The following is a 13,615-nucleotide window of genomic DNA, read 5'->3' as shown; positions in this document are numbered from 1 at the left end:
ATAAAGGCAAAGGTGGAATAGACGGAATGCAGGTGGATGAACTTGATACGGGAAGGAAAATACAAACCCAATCCAGTCCGCAGGGTGGAAATACCCAAAGAGGAAAAGGGCAAGGTCAGGAAATTAGGGATACCGACAGTAGTAGACCGGGTTATCCAGCAAGCAGTCACACAAGAACTGCTCCCGCTGTTTGAACCGCAGTTTTCAGAGAACAGTTACGGATTCAGACCAGGAAGGAACCAGCACGGAGCATTAAAAGCCTGTAAGAAAAATGTGGATGAGGGATATGTGTATGTAGTAAGCATGGATTTGGAAAAATTCTTTGACACGGTGAGCCACAGCAAGCTGATAGAAGTGCTGTCACGTACAATAAAAGACGGGCGAGTGGTGTCACTGATACACAAATACCTGAACGCAGGAGTAATACAGAATGGATTCTTTGAGAAAACGGAGGAAGGCGTACCACAGGGCGGACTATGCAAAGCAGAACACTATGCAAAGAATGTACTGTTTTTCCTTATAAATAAAAGATTCTCTCAGTTTTTACTTTGCATAGTATTCTACTTATAGCCATTACAACTCGGACAGCCACTCCATTAGGTCACCGTTTTCGCTCCAGTCCGGCAGATTGGAATCTACCAGATCCGGGTAAGCGTTCTCCAGGGCCTTTCGCTTCAGCTCCGTATCGGCCCTTGCGTAAATCTCTGTAGTTTTGATATCGCTGTGGCCCAGAAAGTCACGGATATAGATTAGGTTTACGCCTGCCTGTAGCAGATGGACCGCCTTGGAATGGCGCAGCATATGGCACTTTACCTTCTCCGGTACTTTATCAGATATTTCGTGTGCCATAACGGCGTATTTGTTGATGATATAAGCAACTCCTTCCTTCGTCAGCCGGTTGTGCTGTCTGTTCGTAAAAAGCGGGTAACTGGCTTTATGTGCCAGATCCAGCCTGTTCTCGGAGATATATGCTTCTACGAGCGCAGCCGTATTCTTCATGACAGGAACCCGCCGTGTTTTGTTACCCTTTCCGGTAAGGACCAGCACAGGATTGGGGGGATGCCGGCCTTCCAGAGAAAGCGCCGGAAGTTTTTATAGATATTTCCCAGCGTCATCGGCTTTCCGCCGTAACCCGGGAAAAAATATCCGGAAGGCTCTGGAAAAGGATGGACCTCCCCGGCATACCTGCGCAGCCTCAGTGTCATGGATTCCGGCATCGGGACCAGGCGGCTGTTATGGTTCTTTGAATTACGGACCGTCAGTATCCCCTGATGCAGGTCAACATCCCGCACCGTGAGCAGCCGGGCTTCCGAACACCGCAGCCCACAGGAAAGGAGCAGCCTGAAGAACTCTGGCATCACCAGATGCCTGTAAGGGACTTCCGGGCACAGGCGGCACTTATCTGTTTCCGCAAAGAAACGCCTGAGTTCTTCAGGGGTATAAATATGCGGCACATACTGCTGGCCGGCGGGATAATAATTCTTTGGGAGTATCCACGCGCTGATCCCGATGCTGTCCAGGTATTTTGAAAACTGGCGTACCACCGAAGCCCGTGAACAATGGTTCTCCCGTATTTCAGGTAATCTATCACTGCCCAGCCCACATCCGGGACAAGCGGCAGTTCCATGGGCTGCCCTGTTTTGGACTGGGTAAAACAGAGTTTTTTCTCTGTCCAGTTGAAGTTTTCAAAGCACAGGTTTTTGATGTCTGTGCAGCGCAGCCCCAGACGGCCGCAATCAGGATGATGGCATAGTCGCGCTTGCCTTTCGGGCTTCCCCGGTCAATGGCCCCGACCAGCTGCTTCAGTTCTTCCTGGGTCCAGACCGAAGGGATGGCAGTCTGCTTCCTGGCTTTCACCATGGGCATTTTTGCCGCAAGGTCATCCTGCATGATCCCTTCCTGGTTCAGAAAACGGAAAAAGGCACGCAGGGAACAAATATGCTGCTCCACTGTTTTGTAGGAAAAACCTGCCAGTGTCCTGATATAGGCATTGACCGTATCCAGAGTGACTGCTGTGAAATCATCCATCCCCTGTGCGGCCAGATAATCCATCAGGTAGGAAGACTGCTTCACATAATGCTCCGTAGTCACCTGTGAATAGCCCTTTTTCTCACAGGAACTCTGGAAACGGCTGCGGATATCCACAAAAAACGGGGTTGTCAGTATTTCCTTATGCTTGAGATAACGCCGCAGCACCGCATGGTGGAGCTGAAAATCCCCAACCATACGTACTACACGGATTTCCTGTGTTTCTGCCTGCGGCAGTGTCCTTGAGAAATCTTCCTGCGTGATCCCGAAGAACTCTTTCAGGAAGTCCATGCCAAGCTGTTCCGTGTAATAGCATTCACCCCTGTCTTCCGCATAGGCCATCAGCTGGTTCCAACGCCGGCGATAAAAGGTCATGCTCCCTTTGGTATAGCCAAGCCGGAGCAGTTCCTGTTTCAGTCCTGAGATCAGGTCTGGTAAGTATGTTTTGTCCATAAAGGCACCTCCGATATGAAAGGGGACACCGGTTTGTGAGGTATGCGGACGATGCGCTGATATTCTGCAAAAGCAGAAAGAGCGCGGAGCGGACGCTTGGGAATATCATTCCCTATATAGAAGAGGAACTGTTCCTGAAAGTGAACCGAGCCAAAACAACAGTGTGGCATGTAAGCAAGATAAAGTATCTGGGATATGCATTTTACCGAAATAAAGGGAAATGCAGATTCCGGGTGCATCCGAAAACGGTCAGGAAAATGAAAGACCGGATATGGGAAATTACCCGGAAAAGCAAAGGATGGGGAAATGAATACCGGAGACAGAAACTAACGGAGTATGTCAGAGGGGGGATTAAATATTACAAACTTGCGGACATGAAGGGGCTGATGGCAGAGACAGATGAATGGCTACGTCGGAGAATCCGGGCAATATACTGGAAACAGTGGAAGAAAGTGAAAACGAGGTATCGGAATCTCTAAGCACTAAAGTTAGAAGAGTGGCAGGTACATCAGATAGCTAACCTACCCGATCGTACCCGGCGGACGCAGCTAGAGAAAAAAGCGCGTCTCGCTAAAAAGACAGGATACAGTCTGATTGTCAGATTTTCCTATGGAGACAGGGAGAGGGAAACGGAGGAGATCCATTTTCTTATGTCGCTTCATGTGGATGGCATGATAATCATGCCCTGTCATGGAAAGAATTACAGTCCTGCTATCCTGCAGCTGTATCTGGATGATTTTCCTGTGGTTCTTATTGATAAGAAGATGAAGGGCATCCCGGTACCTTCGGTAAGAACTGACAATAAGGCGGCAACAGGGAGGACGCCTGTCCACAACGGGCATGGTAGTGGGAAGCGCGCTTAACCTTAAGCCCATTCTGTCCGTGAGATACGGGGAAGTACGTGTGGCCGGGCTTGCCAGAGGCCAGAAAAGCGCTTGGGACAAGGTGCTTAAAACAATTGAGAAAGACGGCGGGATGGACAAGACAAGAGGCTACAATATTGGCTTTACAGGAAAAAAGGAATGTGTCAGCGGATTTGAGGCATTTATTAAGGAACATTTTGATGCGGAATACAAAAAGACAGTTCCGGTTGGTTCTGTAATCGGGGTACACGTAGGTCCTGGAGCGAATGCGGTTGCCGTTTTCCTGAACTGATGCTGTCCGCAGAATGCCGGAGTGCATGAAAGGATGCAATATGGGAGATTTACTTCAGCCGCCCTGCCATGGGTGGTGATAAGACTGGATATCGCAGATAAAAAGTAAATCTCTATTGAAACCGTATATATTGCGAATGATGATAAAAAGGGAGCCTCAGCAAAAATTCCGCTGGAACGGAATTTTTGCTGAGGCTCCCTTTTTATATGCTTCCGGCAGGCAGTTTAAATAAATGCTATATTACCTGAATCCGGAACGCCGTGGCGATTGGCGGTATGCTTGCCGTCTGGAAATTAGAGTGTGATATCTGCACCAGCTGTCCGGGACGGAGAGCGCGCAGAGGGATTGGGAAACCGTTTCTGTTCAGAATAATTGTGGAATTTGTTATGAAAAATACCATCTGTCTGTTTATATTGTTTTGCGAAACGGTGATCAACCGGTTATTATTTGCATCAATCCAGAGGATTCGTGCTGTTGTTACACTTGGCGGTGCAACAGGAGGCCGCGACGGGCGTCTTACAGTGATTGAAAATGCATTGCTCTGCGGCGGGATGCTTCTTGTCATACGGGGCGAAAAGGTGACATCGACCCGCATTCCCTCGCGCAGATCACAGAGACATATCGGCAGTCGGAAGGAATTCAGGATAACGGTATTGTTATTTACGTTAAGCTGCAGCTGGTCTGTCGTGGTAATTCCGCTCTGCCATGGGACGGAATAGGAGATAAGGATATATCCGGTGTTGTTATTTGAGAAAAAAACCTCATCAATAACAGCGTTGTCAATCCGGAGAACATTACCCAGGGATACGATGGAACCTAAATTATCAGTGGCCATATCTAACCTCTTGAGAGACAAAATAGTCTTTTTTATCATTATATGACTGAAAAACCGAGAGGTTCTTCCGTGCGGGAGTATATCCGGAGGAGCTGCAAAACTTTTTTTTATTTAAATTTTATTAGTTTTTATACTATTTTAGTCAGGTTTCTTCCGCCAAAAAGTTTCCTGTTATTGAGCATCGAAAAATCCTTGCTATTAAATATTCTCTATGCTATAATAAAAGCTGTGGGCAATGACAAAAAATTAACAATACCGTCAGAACCCAGTAAATTCGCAGTTTTTAATGAATATGGAGGAAAAAACATGGCAAAGAAAATCGTTTTGGCAGGTGCATGCCGTACAGCCATCGGTACAATGGGCGGGGCCTTAAGCACAACTCCGGCAGCGGAGCTGGGTGCTATCGTTATCAAGGAAGCTTTAAACAGAGCGGGAGTTGCTCCCGAAGCAGTTGATCAGGTATATATGGGATGTGTTATCCAGGCTGGCCTGGGACAGAACGTGGCACGTCAGGCATCTATCAAAGCTGGTTTGCCTATCGAAGTTCCGGCTGTTACCATGAACGTTGTATGCGGTTCCGGTCTGAACTGTGTGAACCAGGCTGCACAGATGATTCTTGCAGGAGATGCGGATATCGTTGTTGCAGGCGGTATGGAAAACATGTCCATGGCTCCTTATGCAATCCCTCAGGGACGTTACGGATATAGAATGGGCAACGCAACTATGGTTGATACCATGGTGAACGATGCTCTTACAGATGCATTCAATCAGTATCATATGGGCATCACTGCAGAAAATATCGCAGAGCAGTGGGGGCTGACCAGACAGCAGCTGGACGAGTTCGCTGCATGGAGCCAGCAGAAGACTGTTGCAGCTCAGGAAGCAGGAAAGTTTGATGATGAAATCGTTCCTGTAGAAGTTAAGAAGAAAAAAGAAACCATTATTTTCAATAAGGATGAAGGCCCTCGTCCGGGAACCACCGCAGAAGGCATTGCAAAGCTTCGTCCTGCATTCAAGAAAGACGGCATCGTAACCGCTGCGAACTCTTCAGGAATCAATGACGGCGCGGCAGCAGTTGTGGTTATGAGCGAAGAAAAGGCAAAAGAGCTGGGCGTAACCCCTATGGCAACATGGGTAGCGGGAGCACTGGCAGGCGTGGATCCCACCATCATGGGAATCGGACCTGTTGCAGCAACCAGAAAGGTTATGGCTAAGACCGGAATGAACATCGATGATTTCGATCTGATTGAAGCCAATGAAGCTTTTGCCGCACAGTCTCTTGCTGTTGCACATGATCTTGGCATTAACAATGACAAGCTGAATGTAAACGGCGGCGCTATTGCGCTGGGACATCCCGTAGGAGCTTCCGGATGCCGTATTCTGGTTACTCTGCTTCACGAAATGGTTAAATCTGATGCTAAGAAGGGCCTTGCAACTCTGTGCATCGGCGGCGGCATGGGCTGCGCAACCATCGTAGAAAGAGACTGATATAGGCTTCTAAACTGAATGATTAGCGGACTTTGCGGTCTGCTAATCATTCGTTATGCACAGGGATAGCTGAAAAATTCCCGTCATAAAAGACGGTGATATAGAAAGGATGAGTACTATGGAATACATTGTATATGAACAGAAGGGTTCCTACGCAGTTATCACCATCAGCCGTGAAAAAGCGCTGAACGCTCTGAATTCCCAGGTTCTTGATGAACTGAATGAAACTCTGGATGCTGTGAATCTGGAAGAGGTAAGATGTCTGATTCTGACAGGCGCAGGGGCAAAGTCCTTCGTTGCCGGTGCTGATATCGGAGAAATGAGCACTCTGACCAAGGCGGAGGGCGAGGCCTTCGGTAAGAAGGGAAATGATGTTTTCCGTAAGCTGGAGACATTCCCGATTCCTGTTATTGCAGCTGTTAACGGCTTTGCACTGGGCGGCGGCTGTGAGATTTCCATGAGCTGTGATATCAGAATCTGTTCTGATAATGCAGTATTCGGACAGCCTGAGGTTGGCCTGGGAATCACACCTGGTTTCGGCGGCACACAGAGACTGGCACGTCTGGTTGGACCTGGAATGGCTAAGCAGATGATCTATACGGCAAGGAATATTAAGGCTGACGAGGCTCTGAGAATTGGCCTGGTGAATGCGGTTTATACACAGGACGAGCTTATGGCTGCTGCTGAGAAGATGGCGGCGGGAATTGCCAAGAATGCGCCGATCGCTGTGAGAAACTGCAAGAAGGCTATTAACGATGGTCTGGATGCGGATATGGATGAGGCGATTGTAATCGAAGAGAAGCTGTTTGGCGACTGCTTCGAGAGCTATGACCAGAAGGAAGGAATGGCTGCTTTCCTGGAGAAGAGGAAAGTGGAGAATTTTTTGAATAAGTAAGGACTTAAGGGATTAAGGACTTAAGGGATTGGTTACCGGAAATCCGCCGGGAGGCTCAAGGCCTGCGGCCTTTCGCTGTGCGGCTTCGCCGCATGTGGGCCGGATTGTAAAAACTGGTCGGTGAGCAAGCTCGCCGCTCAGCTTTTACAATCCGGTCCACGCCCGGCTCAACTAAAACATATCTTGTAGGAGGTTTAATCAGATGAAGGTTGGTATTATTGGTGCAGGTACAATGGGTTCTGGTATTGCGCAGGCTTTTGCTCAGACGGAAGGGTATGAGGTTTTTCTGTGTGATATCAATGAGGAATTCGCTGCAAACGGAAAGAACAGAATTGCTAAGACTCTGTCTAAGAGAGTGGCAAAGGGTAAAATGGAGCAGGCTGCCGCTGACGCTATCCTTGCTAAAATCACAACAGGTGTGAAGACTATCTGCACAGATTGTGATCTGGTTGTTGAAGCTGCTCTGGAGAATATGGAAATCAAGAAGCAGACTTTCAAAGAGCTGCAGGATATCTGCAAGAAGGACTGCATCTTCGCTACCAATACATCTTCCCTGTCCATTACCGAAATCGGCGCTGGCCTTGACAGACCCGTTATCGGAATGCATTTCTTCAATCCCGCTCCTGTTATGAAGCTGGTTGAGGTTATTGCAGGACTGAACACACCTGAAAGCGTAGTGGAAACAATTAAGGAAATCTCCGTAGCTATCGGCAAAACACCTGTACAGGTTAACGAAGCTGCAGGTTTCGTAGTAAACAGAATCCTTGTTCCGATGATCAACGAAGCTATCGGCATCTATGCTGAAGGCGTTGCTTCCGTAGAAGATATCGATACGGCTATGAAGCTGGGCGCTAATCATCCCATGGGACCTCTGGCTCTGGGCGATATGATTGGACTGGATATCGTTCTGGCTATCATGGAAGTTCTGGAATCCGAAACAGGCGATCCGAAATACCGTCCTCATACACTGCTTAAGAAGATGGTTCGCGGCGGACAGCTTGGACAGAAGACCGGCAAGGGCTTCTATGACTACAGCAAGTAAAATATCCCGCAGCAGATTACGGAACGGCGGGCAAAAGGCGCAGTAAGCGGCAGGGCTTATCCCCTGCAGGCGGCCGCCGGAGCCGGGAATTCCTGACTCAGGCCCGCTGCTTTCGCAATAATAAAGATAAAAACGGAGGAGTAAATAATCATGGATTTTACTTTAAGCAAAGAGCATGAGATGGCAAGAACTCTTTTCAGAGAATTTGCAGAAAAAGAAGTAAAGCCTCTTGCACAGGAGGTTGACGAAACAGAGGAGTTCCCCAGGGCTACCGTTGAAAAAATGGCTAAGCTTGGTTTTCTGGGAATTCCGGTTCCGAAGGAATACGGCGGACAGGGCTGCGATCCTCTGACCTACGCTATGTGCGTGGAAGAGCTTTCCAAGGTATGCGGCACCACAGGTGTTATCGTATCCGCCCATACATCTCTGTGCTGCGATCCTATCATGACCTATGGTACGGAAGAGCAGAAGCAGAAATACCTGGTTCCCCTTGCAAAGGGTGAAAAACTGGGTGCATTCGGCCTGACAGAGCCCGGCGCAGGTACTGACGCACAGGGACAGCAGACCAAGGCTTATCTGGATGGAGATGAGTGGGTGCTTAACGGATCCAAGATTTTCATCACCAACGGTAAAGAAGCTGACGTTTATGTAATTTTCGCTGTTACAAGCGTTGTTGAAGATAAGAGAGGCAGAAAGAAAAAAATGATTTCTGCATTCATCGTGGAAAAAGGAACTCCCGGCTTCTCCTTTGGTACCAAAGAAAAGAAGATGGGTATCCGCGGTTCATCAACCTACGAACTGATTTTCACAGACTGCAGAGTCCCGAAGGAAAACCTGCTGGGAGTAGAAGGCAAGGGCTTTGGTATCGCTATGCATACTCTGGACGGCGGACGTATCGGTATCGCTGCACAGGCTCTTGGGCTTGCTGAAGGCGCTCTTAACAATACCATCGCTTATGTAAAAGAAAGAAAACAGTTCGGCAGAGCAATCGGCGCTTTCCAGAACACCCAGTTCCAGCTTGCAGATATGGCTACCAAGGTTGAATGTGCCCAGCTGCTTGTTTACAAGGCTGCTATGGCAAAGGCTACCCAGTCCGTATATTCTGTGGAAGCTGCAAAAGCTAAGCTGTACGCTGCAGAGGTTGCAATGGAAGTTACAACCAAGGCTGTTCAGCTGCACGGCGGTTATGGATATACAAGAGAATATGATGTTGAGCGTATGATGCGCGATGCCAAGATTACCGAGATCTACGAAGGAACAAGCGAAGTTCAGAGAATGGTAATCTCCGGAGCACTGCTGAAATAAGCTGCGGCACGACTGTTATCTTAAGAAAATTATAAACAAGGAGAGAAAATACAATGAAAATTGTTGTTTGTATTAAGCAGGTACCTGATACAAAGGGCGGCGTTAAATTCAAACCCGATGGTACGCTTGACAGAGCTGCAATGCTTACGATCATGAATCCCGATGACAAGGCAGGTCTGGAAGCTGCACTGAGACTGAAAGATCAATACGGCGCAGAGGTTACCGTTATCACCATGGGTCTTCCCAAGGCAGAAGAGGTTCTCCGTGAAGCTATGGCTATGGGCGCTGACAACGGAATCCTGGTAACCGACAGAGTTCTGGGCGGCGCTGATACATGGGCTACCTCCCAGACAATCGCAGGCGCTATCCGCAATCTGGATTATGACCTGATTATTACAGGCCGTCAGGCTATCGATGGCGATACCGCACAGGTTGGGCCTCAGATTTCCGAACATCTGGGAATCCCGGTTATTTCCTATGCACAGAATATCAAAATCGAAGGCGAAAATGTTATCGTAGAGCGTCAGTTCGATGACAGATATCATGTCCTGAAAGCTAAAATGCCCTGCCTGATCACAGCTCTGGGCGAACTGAATGAGCCCCGTTATATGACACCCGGCGGAATCTTCGACGCATACAAGAAAGAAATCACCGTATGGGGAAGAGCAGATCTGAAGGATGTTGACGATTCCAACCTCGGTCTGAAGGGATCACCGACTCAGATCGCTAAGGCATCTGATAAGGTAAGAAAGGGAGCAGGAGAGAAGTTTACCTTTGATACTCCTGATGAAGCAGCTTCCTTTATTACAGGAAAATTACAGGAAAAACACGTTATTTAATATTAATAGAAAAGTGTGGTGAATAAGGATGAATTTAGAAGAATATAAGGGAGTATTTGTCTTTGCACAGCAGGTTGATAACGTAGTAAGCGGAATCGCATTTGAACTGATTGGCAAAGGGAAAGAACTGGCAAAGGATTTAGGAACAGAAGTAACCGCAGTACTGATCGGTTATGAAGTAAAAGGACTGGCTGACGAGCTGGCTGCATATGGCGCTGATAGAGTAATCGTTGTTGACGATCCTGAACTGAAGGAATACAGAACAGAGCCTTATGCCCATGCACTTTCCTCTGTAATTGAAAAATATAAACCGGAAATCATGCTGGTAGGCGCTACCGCAATCGGCCGTGACCTTGGCCCCCGTGTTTCCGCAAGAATCCATACAGGTCTGACTGCAGACTGTACACAGCTGGATATCGGAGATTTCCCGTTAAATCCCGTTCCCGGACAGGAGCAGAAACATAATCAGCTGTTAATGACCCGTCCTGCATTCGGTGGAAATACCATCGCGACTATCGCCTGCCCGAACTTCCGTCCTCAGATGGCAACCGTTCGTCCCGGCGTTATGCAGAAGGCGCCCAAGGTAGAAGGCGCTAAGGCTGTAGTGGAAGAGTTTAATCCCGGCTTTACCCCGGACAACAAATATGTTGAAATCATGGAAGTTGTTAAATCCGTAGTTGATACCGTTGATATTATGGATGCAAAAATCCTGGTATCCGGCGGCCGTGGAGTTGGCAGCCCGGAGAACTTCAAGATTCTGGATGACCTTGCAGAAGCTATCGGCGGAACAGTAAGCTGCTCCCGTGCAGTTGTGGACGCAGGCTGGAAGCCCAAGGATCTTCAGGTTGGACAGACCGGTAAAACCGTTCGCCCCAACGTATACTTTGCAATCGGTATCTCCGGAGCAATTCAGCATCTGGCAGGTATGGAAGAATCTGACATCATTGTTGCAATCAACAAGGATGAGACAGCTCCTATCTTTGACGTAGCTGATTACGGCATCGTTGGTGATCTGAATAAGATCGTTCCGATTCTTGCCAATAAGATCAGGGAAGCAAGAGCTGCAAAATAATGCGGTGAACAACATCGCCGCCCTACGGTTCTGGTATCACACCAGTTTTGCCGTAGGGCGGCGGTTTTTTATACAAAAAACAGTATTCTTTATTTTTCTTCTTATGTTTCTCTTGGCTGTCCTGCCTGCATGGATGTAAAGTATTCTGTTTATCCGAATGGCTTTCTCCGGAGTCCCTGTTTTCTATTTGTCAAATCATAGCTTCACAGCTTATAAAGTTCCGCTCTTTATCCGTCAAGGAAATACATACTTTGTAATGTGTTCAAAACGGTTATTCTCCACATAATACACCGCCTGTTCTTTTGCAGAGTAAACAAAGGATACTCTGGTAGCCCATGCACCCTCCTGACGGACGGCATGAAGCAAAGTATATGCGTTGGATACCGAGAAATCATTTCCGCAGCAGTCCAATAACTGCAAAGCCCGCTCATATCGGTCATCACCCGGCACAATATAATTTTTTGTGCTTTCCGGATCTATCAGAGAATAATTCGTTATCAGGGAATATTTCTTATGTTCTTCCCGATATCCCAATCCCGGCTCGATTATCAAAACACGCCCATGGATATCTGACAGAAGCGCCTGCATAGTGGCGTCCGGCGCATAGGTAATCTTTTTATCCCTTACAAGCTGAAGCGCGTCATCAAATGTAATCTGTCCTTTAATAAATTCTTCCGCCAAATCTGCAATTGTCATGCAGTCCGGGCTGGCCTGGTATTCCCCGCCAGGATTGCCGTGCACGTAAAGCAGCGTACCGACATTCCCATTTTTATTAACCCCATGATAAGAATGATAGGTTCTATCCGGACGTAAGATTCCAATATAAAAACGTTCCTCATCCATAATCACCTTATGCTTCCATACAGAGAGGTCAATATCAAAATTAAAGCCTGTAATCATATCATTTCCATGATAAACAAATCTGGTACACATAATTGCTTCCTTTCATAAAGCCTGAGTAAACACCTCATAAATTCATTATAGATTTCCCTTTTATTCTACGGTTATTGGAATATTTTTTCTATATACAGTATGCTACCGAACCAATATATATATATATATATATATATATATATATATAAGAGGCCGCGACTGGCAGCCTCCTACAATTATTTTTGATATATGATTTTCCGGACAGTATATAAAGACAAACAGTATTTTTCAGTCAGACATTCAATGGAAACACCATTCCGATATTCCCTTTTGATTTGCTGATTACGTTGTTCCAGTTCCTGCCGATAGCCGGAAGCTTCTCCCCAACGTTTTTGCTGTTCCTGTTCTATTGGAATGTAGATGTAACCACCCTGAACATAGTTCTGCAGCTCTTTTACCAAAGTGTCCGGAAGAACAGATGTTGCGTTCAGATATTTCATGCAGGCTTCCTCCTTGATAATTATAGTCAAGTTCCAAAAGCCAGCATTATTATTTTGCGACCAAATCTACTCCATGCAACCGTCGCAATCTGCTGGCTTTGCATGGAGAAAAACTTTCTTCTTATTTTTTGTGTTGATACACATATAACCCCCTTCTTTCCTTATATACTGTTAAAAACTGATGTAGCTTTAGTGTAGCATATTCTTTATACCGTATCAACTAATCTCGGATTTTTGTTAGAACAGTAACCAAATTCAACGTTATGCTTTTTTCACCCTGCTATTTTCTACAGCGTCGCCGGTAATTTCCTGGCCGCGTATGATCTGGCGGATGGACTGGAACAGGTACGGCTTTAATTCCTGTATGGGCACGGGCTCCTCATATAAAATAGAGCTGTAGCAGGTGGAGCCGGTAAGCTCTATGATTAGATAAAGCATCACCTCAGGATTCCGGTAAAGCTTGTCTGACGCTTCATTTTCGAATACGGAGGTATACAGCTCATGGAAATCAAAATCAGAGCTGTCAGAGGAATGAAGCAGTTCATTTTTAAAGATCCCCCAGCTTAAATTCTTGGAAATAAACCGCAGAAGGATCTTGTCTTCATTAAACTGCTCCAGAATATGATCCACCAGGAAAATTATTTTATCCTCCAGCAGCGTAATGTCCGTCTGATGGAGCGCCTCCTCCGCTTTTGTGAAAACCTGGCTGGCCTTATGGGCAATAAGTTTGTTGCGGATATCATATTTGTCCTTGAAATAGAGATAAAAGGTTCCCTTAGCCACTCCTGCCCGATCAACAATATTGGAAATGGTGGTGTCTGTAATTCCCTTACTGGTGAACAGTTCGAATGCGGTATTTAATAGCGCGTCTTTTTTCTGCTTCTTGTTCCGTTCCGCTTTTCCCATAGGCCATAACTCCCTGCCGTTTTTTATTTCCCTTATTATAAGGCAGATTCCTTCAAATGAAAATGCTTTACGGAAAAAAAGGGACTGCCGGGGCAAAAGGGCCGCGGCACTGTAATATCCATAGCAGAGAAAGGCCGGAGGGATAATGCGTCGGGTGGAAAACGGTAAATATCAGGCTTTATAGTTATTTAATAATTAAAAATATTGACCAATGGTCATTTAAA

The 13,615-nt window shown here is 46.8% G+C and carries 17 protein-coding genes; 10 read left to right on the top strand and 7 right to left on the bottom strand.

Features of this window, described 5'->3' with window-relative positions; all coding sequences use genetic code 11:
• The first annotated feature begins 36 nt into the window (after positions 1-36).
• Complete coding sequence (locus FYJ45_RS23365; protein ID WP_330588810.1) at positions 37-570, top strand: reverse transcriptase domain-containing protein; 534 nt, start codon at positions 37-39, stop codon at positions 568-570.
• Between the two features lie 3 nt (positions 571-573).
• Here the strand turns inward: FYJ45_RS23365 and FYJ45_RS23360 are convergent, their stop codons facing one another.
• From FYJ45_RS23360 to FYJ45_RS23350, 3 genes are read right to left on the bottom strand one after another with little or no spacing between them, the layout of a single operon-like run.
• On the bottom strand, positions 574-999 hold the full coding sequence (locus tag FYJ45_RS23360) for a tyrosine-type recombinase/integrase (RefSeq protein WP_195841949.1): 426 nt from the start codon (positions 997-999) through the stop codon (positions 574-576).
• Positions 996-1,544: a tyrosine-type recombinase/integrase gene (locus FYJ45_RS23355; protein WP_276892935.1), complete on the bottom strand. Its 549-nt coding sequence runs from the start codon at positions 1,542-1,544 to the stop codon at positions 996-998. The genes FYJ45_RS23360 and FYJ45_RS23355 overlap by 4 nt, the downstream gene beginning before the upstream one ends.
• Positions 1,545-1,587: 43 nt before the next feature.
• The gene (locus FYJ45_RS23350; RefSeq protein ID WP_235930978.1) at positions 1,588-2,481 is read right to left on the bottom strand and encodes a tyrosine-type recombinase/integrase; all 894 of its coding nucleotides are present in this window, start codon (positions 2,479-2,481) and stop codon (positions 1,588-1,590) included.
• A gap of 35 nt (positions 2,482-2,516) precedes the next feature.
• Here FYJ45_RS23350 and FYJ45_RS32385 point away from each other — a divergent pair, with 35 nt between their 5' ends.
• From FYJ45_RS32385 to FYJ45_RS23335, 3 genes are all read left to right on the top strand, one after another.
• The gene (locus FYJ45_RS32385; RefSeq protein ID WP_330588809.1) at positions 2,517-2,960 is read left to right on the top strand and encodes a group II intron maturase-specific domain-containing protein; all 444 of its coding nucleotides are present in this window, start codon (positions 2,517-2,519) and stop codon (positions 2,958-2,960) included.
• A 171-nt stretch (positions 2,961-3,131) separates the two neighbouring features.
• The gene (locus FYJ45_RS23340; RefSeq protein WP_154467439.1) at positions 3,132-3,344 is read left to right on the top strand and encodes a hypothetical protein; all 213 of its coding nucleotides are present in this window, start codon (positions 3,132-3,134) and stop codon (positions 3,342-3,344) included.
• Positions 3,328-3,636, top strand: a complete 309-nt coding sequence (locus tag FYJ45_RS23335) for a DegV family protein (RefSeq protein ID WP_207708449.1) — start codon at positions 3,328-3,330, stop codon at positions 3,634-3,636. Before FYJ45_RS23340 ends, FYJ45_RS23335 begins: the two co-directional genes overlap by 17 nt.
• 235 nt (positions 3,637-3,871) lie before the next feature.
• On the opposite strand, the gene FYJ45_RS23330 is transcribed toward FYJ45_RS23335, so the two are convergent.
• Positions 3,872-4,471 carry a hypothetical protein gene (locus FYJ45_RS23330; RefSeq protein ID WP_154467437.1) on the bottom strand — a complete coding sequence of 200 codons (600 nt, stop codon included), beginning with the start codon at positions 4,469-4,471 and terminating at the stop codon, positions 3,872-3,874.
• Between the two features lie 306 nt (positions 4,472-4,777).
• Between FYJ45_RS23330 and FYJ45_RS23325 the strand changes: the two genes are divergently transcribed.
• The 6 genes from FYJ45_RS23325 (at position 4,778) to FYJ45_RS23300 (ending at position 11,112) form a co-directional block, all read left to right on the top strand.
• On the top strand, positions 4,778-5,959 hold the full coding sequence (locus FYJ45_RS23325) for an acetyl-CoA C-acetyltransferase (RefSeq protein WP_154467436.1): 1,182 nt from the start codon (positions 4,778-4,780) through the stop codon (positions 5,957-5,959).
• Positions 5,960-6,077: 118 nt separating this feature from the next.
• Positions 6,078-6,854 carry an enoyl-CoA hydratase-related protein gene (locus FYJ45_RS23320; protein ID WP_154467435.1) on the top strand — a complete coding sequence of 259 codons (777 nt, stop codon included), beginning with the start codon at positions 6,078-6,080 and terminating at the stop codon, positions 6,852-6,854.
• Positions 6,855-7,056: 202 nt separating this feature from the next.
• The gene (locus FYJ45_RS23315) at positions 7,057-7,896 is read left to right on the top strand and encodes a 3-hydroxybutyryl-CoA dehydrogenase (protein WP_021640410.1); all 840 of its coding nucleotides are present in this window, start codon (positions 7,057-7,059) and stop codon (positions 7,894-7,896) included.
• A 150-nt stretch (positions 7,897-8,046) separates the two neighbouring features.
• On the top strand, positions 8,047-9,201 hold the full coding sequence (locus FYJ45_RS23310; RefSeq protein WP_154467434.1) for an acyl-CoA dehydrogenase: 1,155 nt from the start codon (positions 8,047-8,049) through the stop codon (positions 9,199-9,201).
• A 53-nt stretch (positions 9,202-9,254) separates the two neighbouring features.
• A complete protein-coding gene (locus tag FYJ45_RS23305) occupies positions 9,255-10,040 on the top strand; it encodes an electron transfer flavoprotein subunit beta/FixA family protein (RefSeq protein WP_021640412.1) in 786 nt (261 codons plus the stop codon).
• 28 nt (positions 10,041-10,068) lie between these two features.
• Positions 10,069-11,112 (top strand): electron transfer flavoprotein subunit alpha/FixB family protein, encoded by a 1,044-nt coding sequence (locus tag FYJ45_RS23300; RefSeq protein WP_154467433.1) that lies wholly within the window; start codon positions 10,069-10,071, stop codon positions 11,110-11,112.
• A gap of 234 nt (positions 11,113-11,346) precedes the next feature.
• Here FYJ45_RS23300 and FYJ45_RS23295 read toward each other — a convergent pair whose 3' ends face one another.
• The 3 genes from FYJ45_RS23295 to FYJ45_RS23285 form a co-directional block, all read right to left on the bottom strand.
• Positions 11,347-12,045, bottom strand: a complete 699-nt coding sequence (locus FYJ45_RS23295; RefSeq protein ID WP_154467432.1) for a conjugal transfer protein — start codon at positions 12,043-12,045, stop codon at positions 11,347-11,349.
• A 176-nt stretch (positions 12,046-12,221) separates the two neighbouring features.
• Entirely contained in the window at positions 12,222-12,485 is a 264-nt protein-coding gene (locus FYJ45_RS23290; protein WP_025490325.1) for a CD3324 family protein, read from the bottom strand.
• A 261-nt stretch (positions 12,486-12,746) separates the two neighbouring features.
• Positions 12,747-13,391, bottom strand: a complete 645-nt coding sequence (locus FYJ45_RS23285) for a TetR/AcrR family transcriptional regulator (protein WP_154467431.1) — start codon at positions 13,389-13,391, stop codon at positions 12,747-12,749.
• Between the last annotated feature and the right edge of the window lie 224 nt (positions 13,392-13,615).

The organism is Eisenbergiella porci, from assembly GCF_009696275.1.
Taxonomy (GTDB): Bacteria; Bacillota; Clostridia; order Lachnospirales; family Lachnospiraceae; genus Eisenbergiella; species Eisenbergiella porci.
This window is presented reverse-complemented; position numbering and strand designations above follow the sequence as displayed.

What these genes read in the sequence shown, in the direction of transcription:
- FYJ45_RS23365 (WP_330588810.1), top strand. Translation starts at nt 37, where the DNA reads ATGAACTTGATACGGGAAGGAAAATACAAACCCAATCCAGTCCGCAGG.
- FYJ45_RS23360 (WP_195841949.1), bottom strand. Translation starts at nt 999, where the DNA reads ATGAAGAATACGGCTGCGCTCGTAGAAGCATATATCTCCGAGAACAGG.
- FYJ45_RS23350 (WP_235930978.1), bottom strand. Translation starts at nt 2,481, where the DNA reads ATGGACAAAACATACTTACCAGACCTGATCTCAGGACTGAAACAGGAA.
- FYJ45_RS23340 (WP_154467439.1), top strand. Translation starts at nt 3,132, where the DNA reads ATGTCGCTTCATGTGGATGGCATGATAATCATGCCCTGTCATGGAAAG.
- FYJ45_RS23330 (WP_154467437.1), bottom strand. Translation starts at nt 4,471, where the DNA reads ATGGCCACTGATAATTTAGGTTCCATCGTATCCCTGGGTAATGTTCTC.
- FYJ45_RS23325 (WP_154467436.1), top strand. Translation starts at nt 4,778, where the DNA reads ATGGCAAAGAAAATCGTTTTGGCAGGTGCATGCCGTACAGCCATCGGT.
- FYJ45_RS23320 (WP_154467435.1), top strand. Translation starts at nt 6,078, where the DNA reads ATGGAATACATTGTATATGAACAGAAGGGTTCCTACGCAGTTATCACC.
- FYJ45_RS23315 (WP_021640410.1), top strand. Translation starts at nt 7,057, where the DNA reads ATGAAGGTTGGTATTATTGGTGCAGGTACAATGGGTTCTGGTATTGCG.
- FYJ45_RS23310 (WP_154467434.1), top strand. Translation starts at nt 8,047, where the DNA reads ATGGATTTTACTTTAAGCAAAGAGCATGAGATGGCAAGAACTCTTTTC.
- FYJ45_RS23305 (WP_021640412.1), top strand. Translation starts at nt 9,255, where the DNA reads ATGAAAATTGTTGTTTGTATTAAGCAGGTACCTGATACAAAGGGCGGC.
- FYJ45_RS23300 (WP_154467433.1), top strand. Translation starts at nt 10,069, where the DNA reads ATGAATTTAGAAGAATATAAGGGAGTATTTGTCTTTGCACAGCAGGTT.
- FYJ45_RS23295 (WP_154467432.1), bottom strand. Translation starts at nt 12,045, where the DNA reads ATGTGTACCAGATTTGTTTATCATGGAAATGATATGATTACAGGCTTT.
- FYJ45_RS23290 (WP_025490325.1), bottom strand. Translation starts at nt 12,485, where the DNA reads ATGAAATATCTGAACGCAACATCTGTTCTTCCGGACACTTTGGTAAAA.
- FYJ45_RS23285 (WP_154467431.1), bottom strand. Translation starts at nt 13,391, where the DNA reads ATGGGAAAAGCGGAACGGAACAAGAAGCAGAAAAAAGACGCGCTATTA.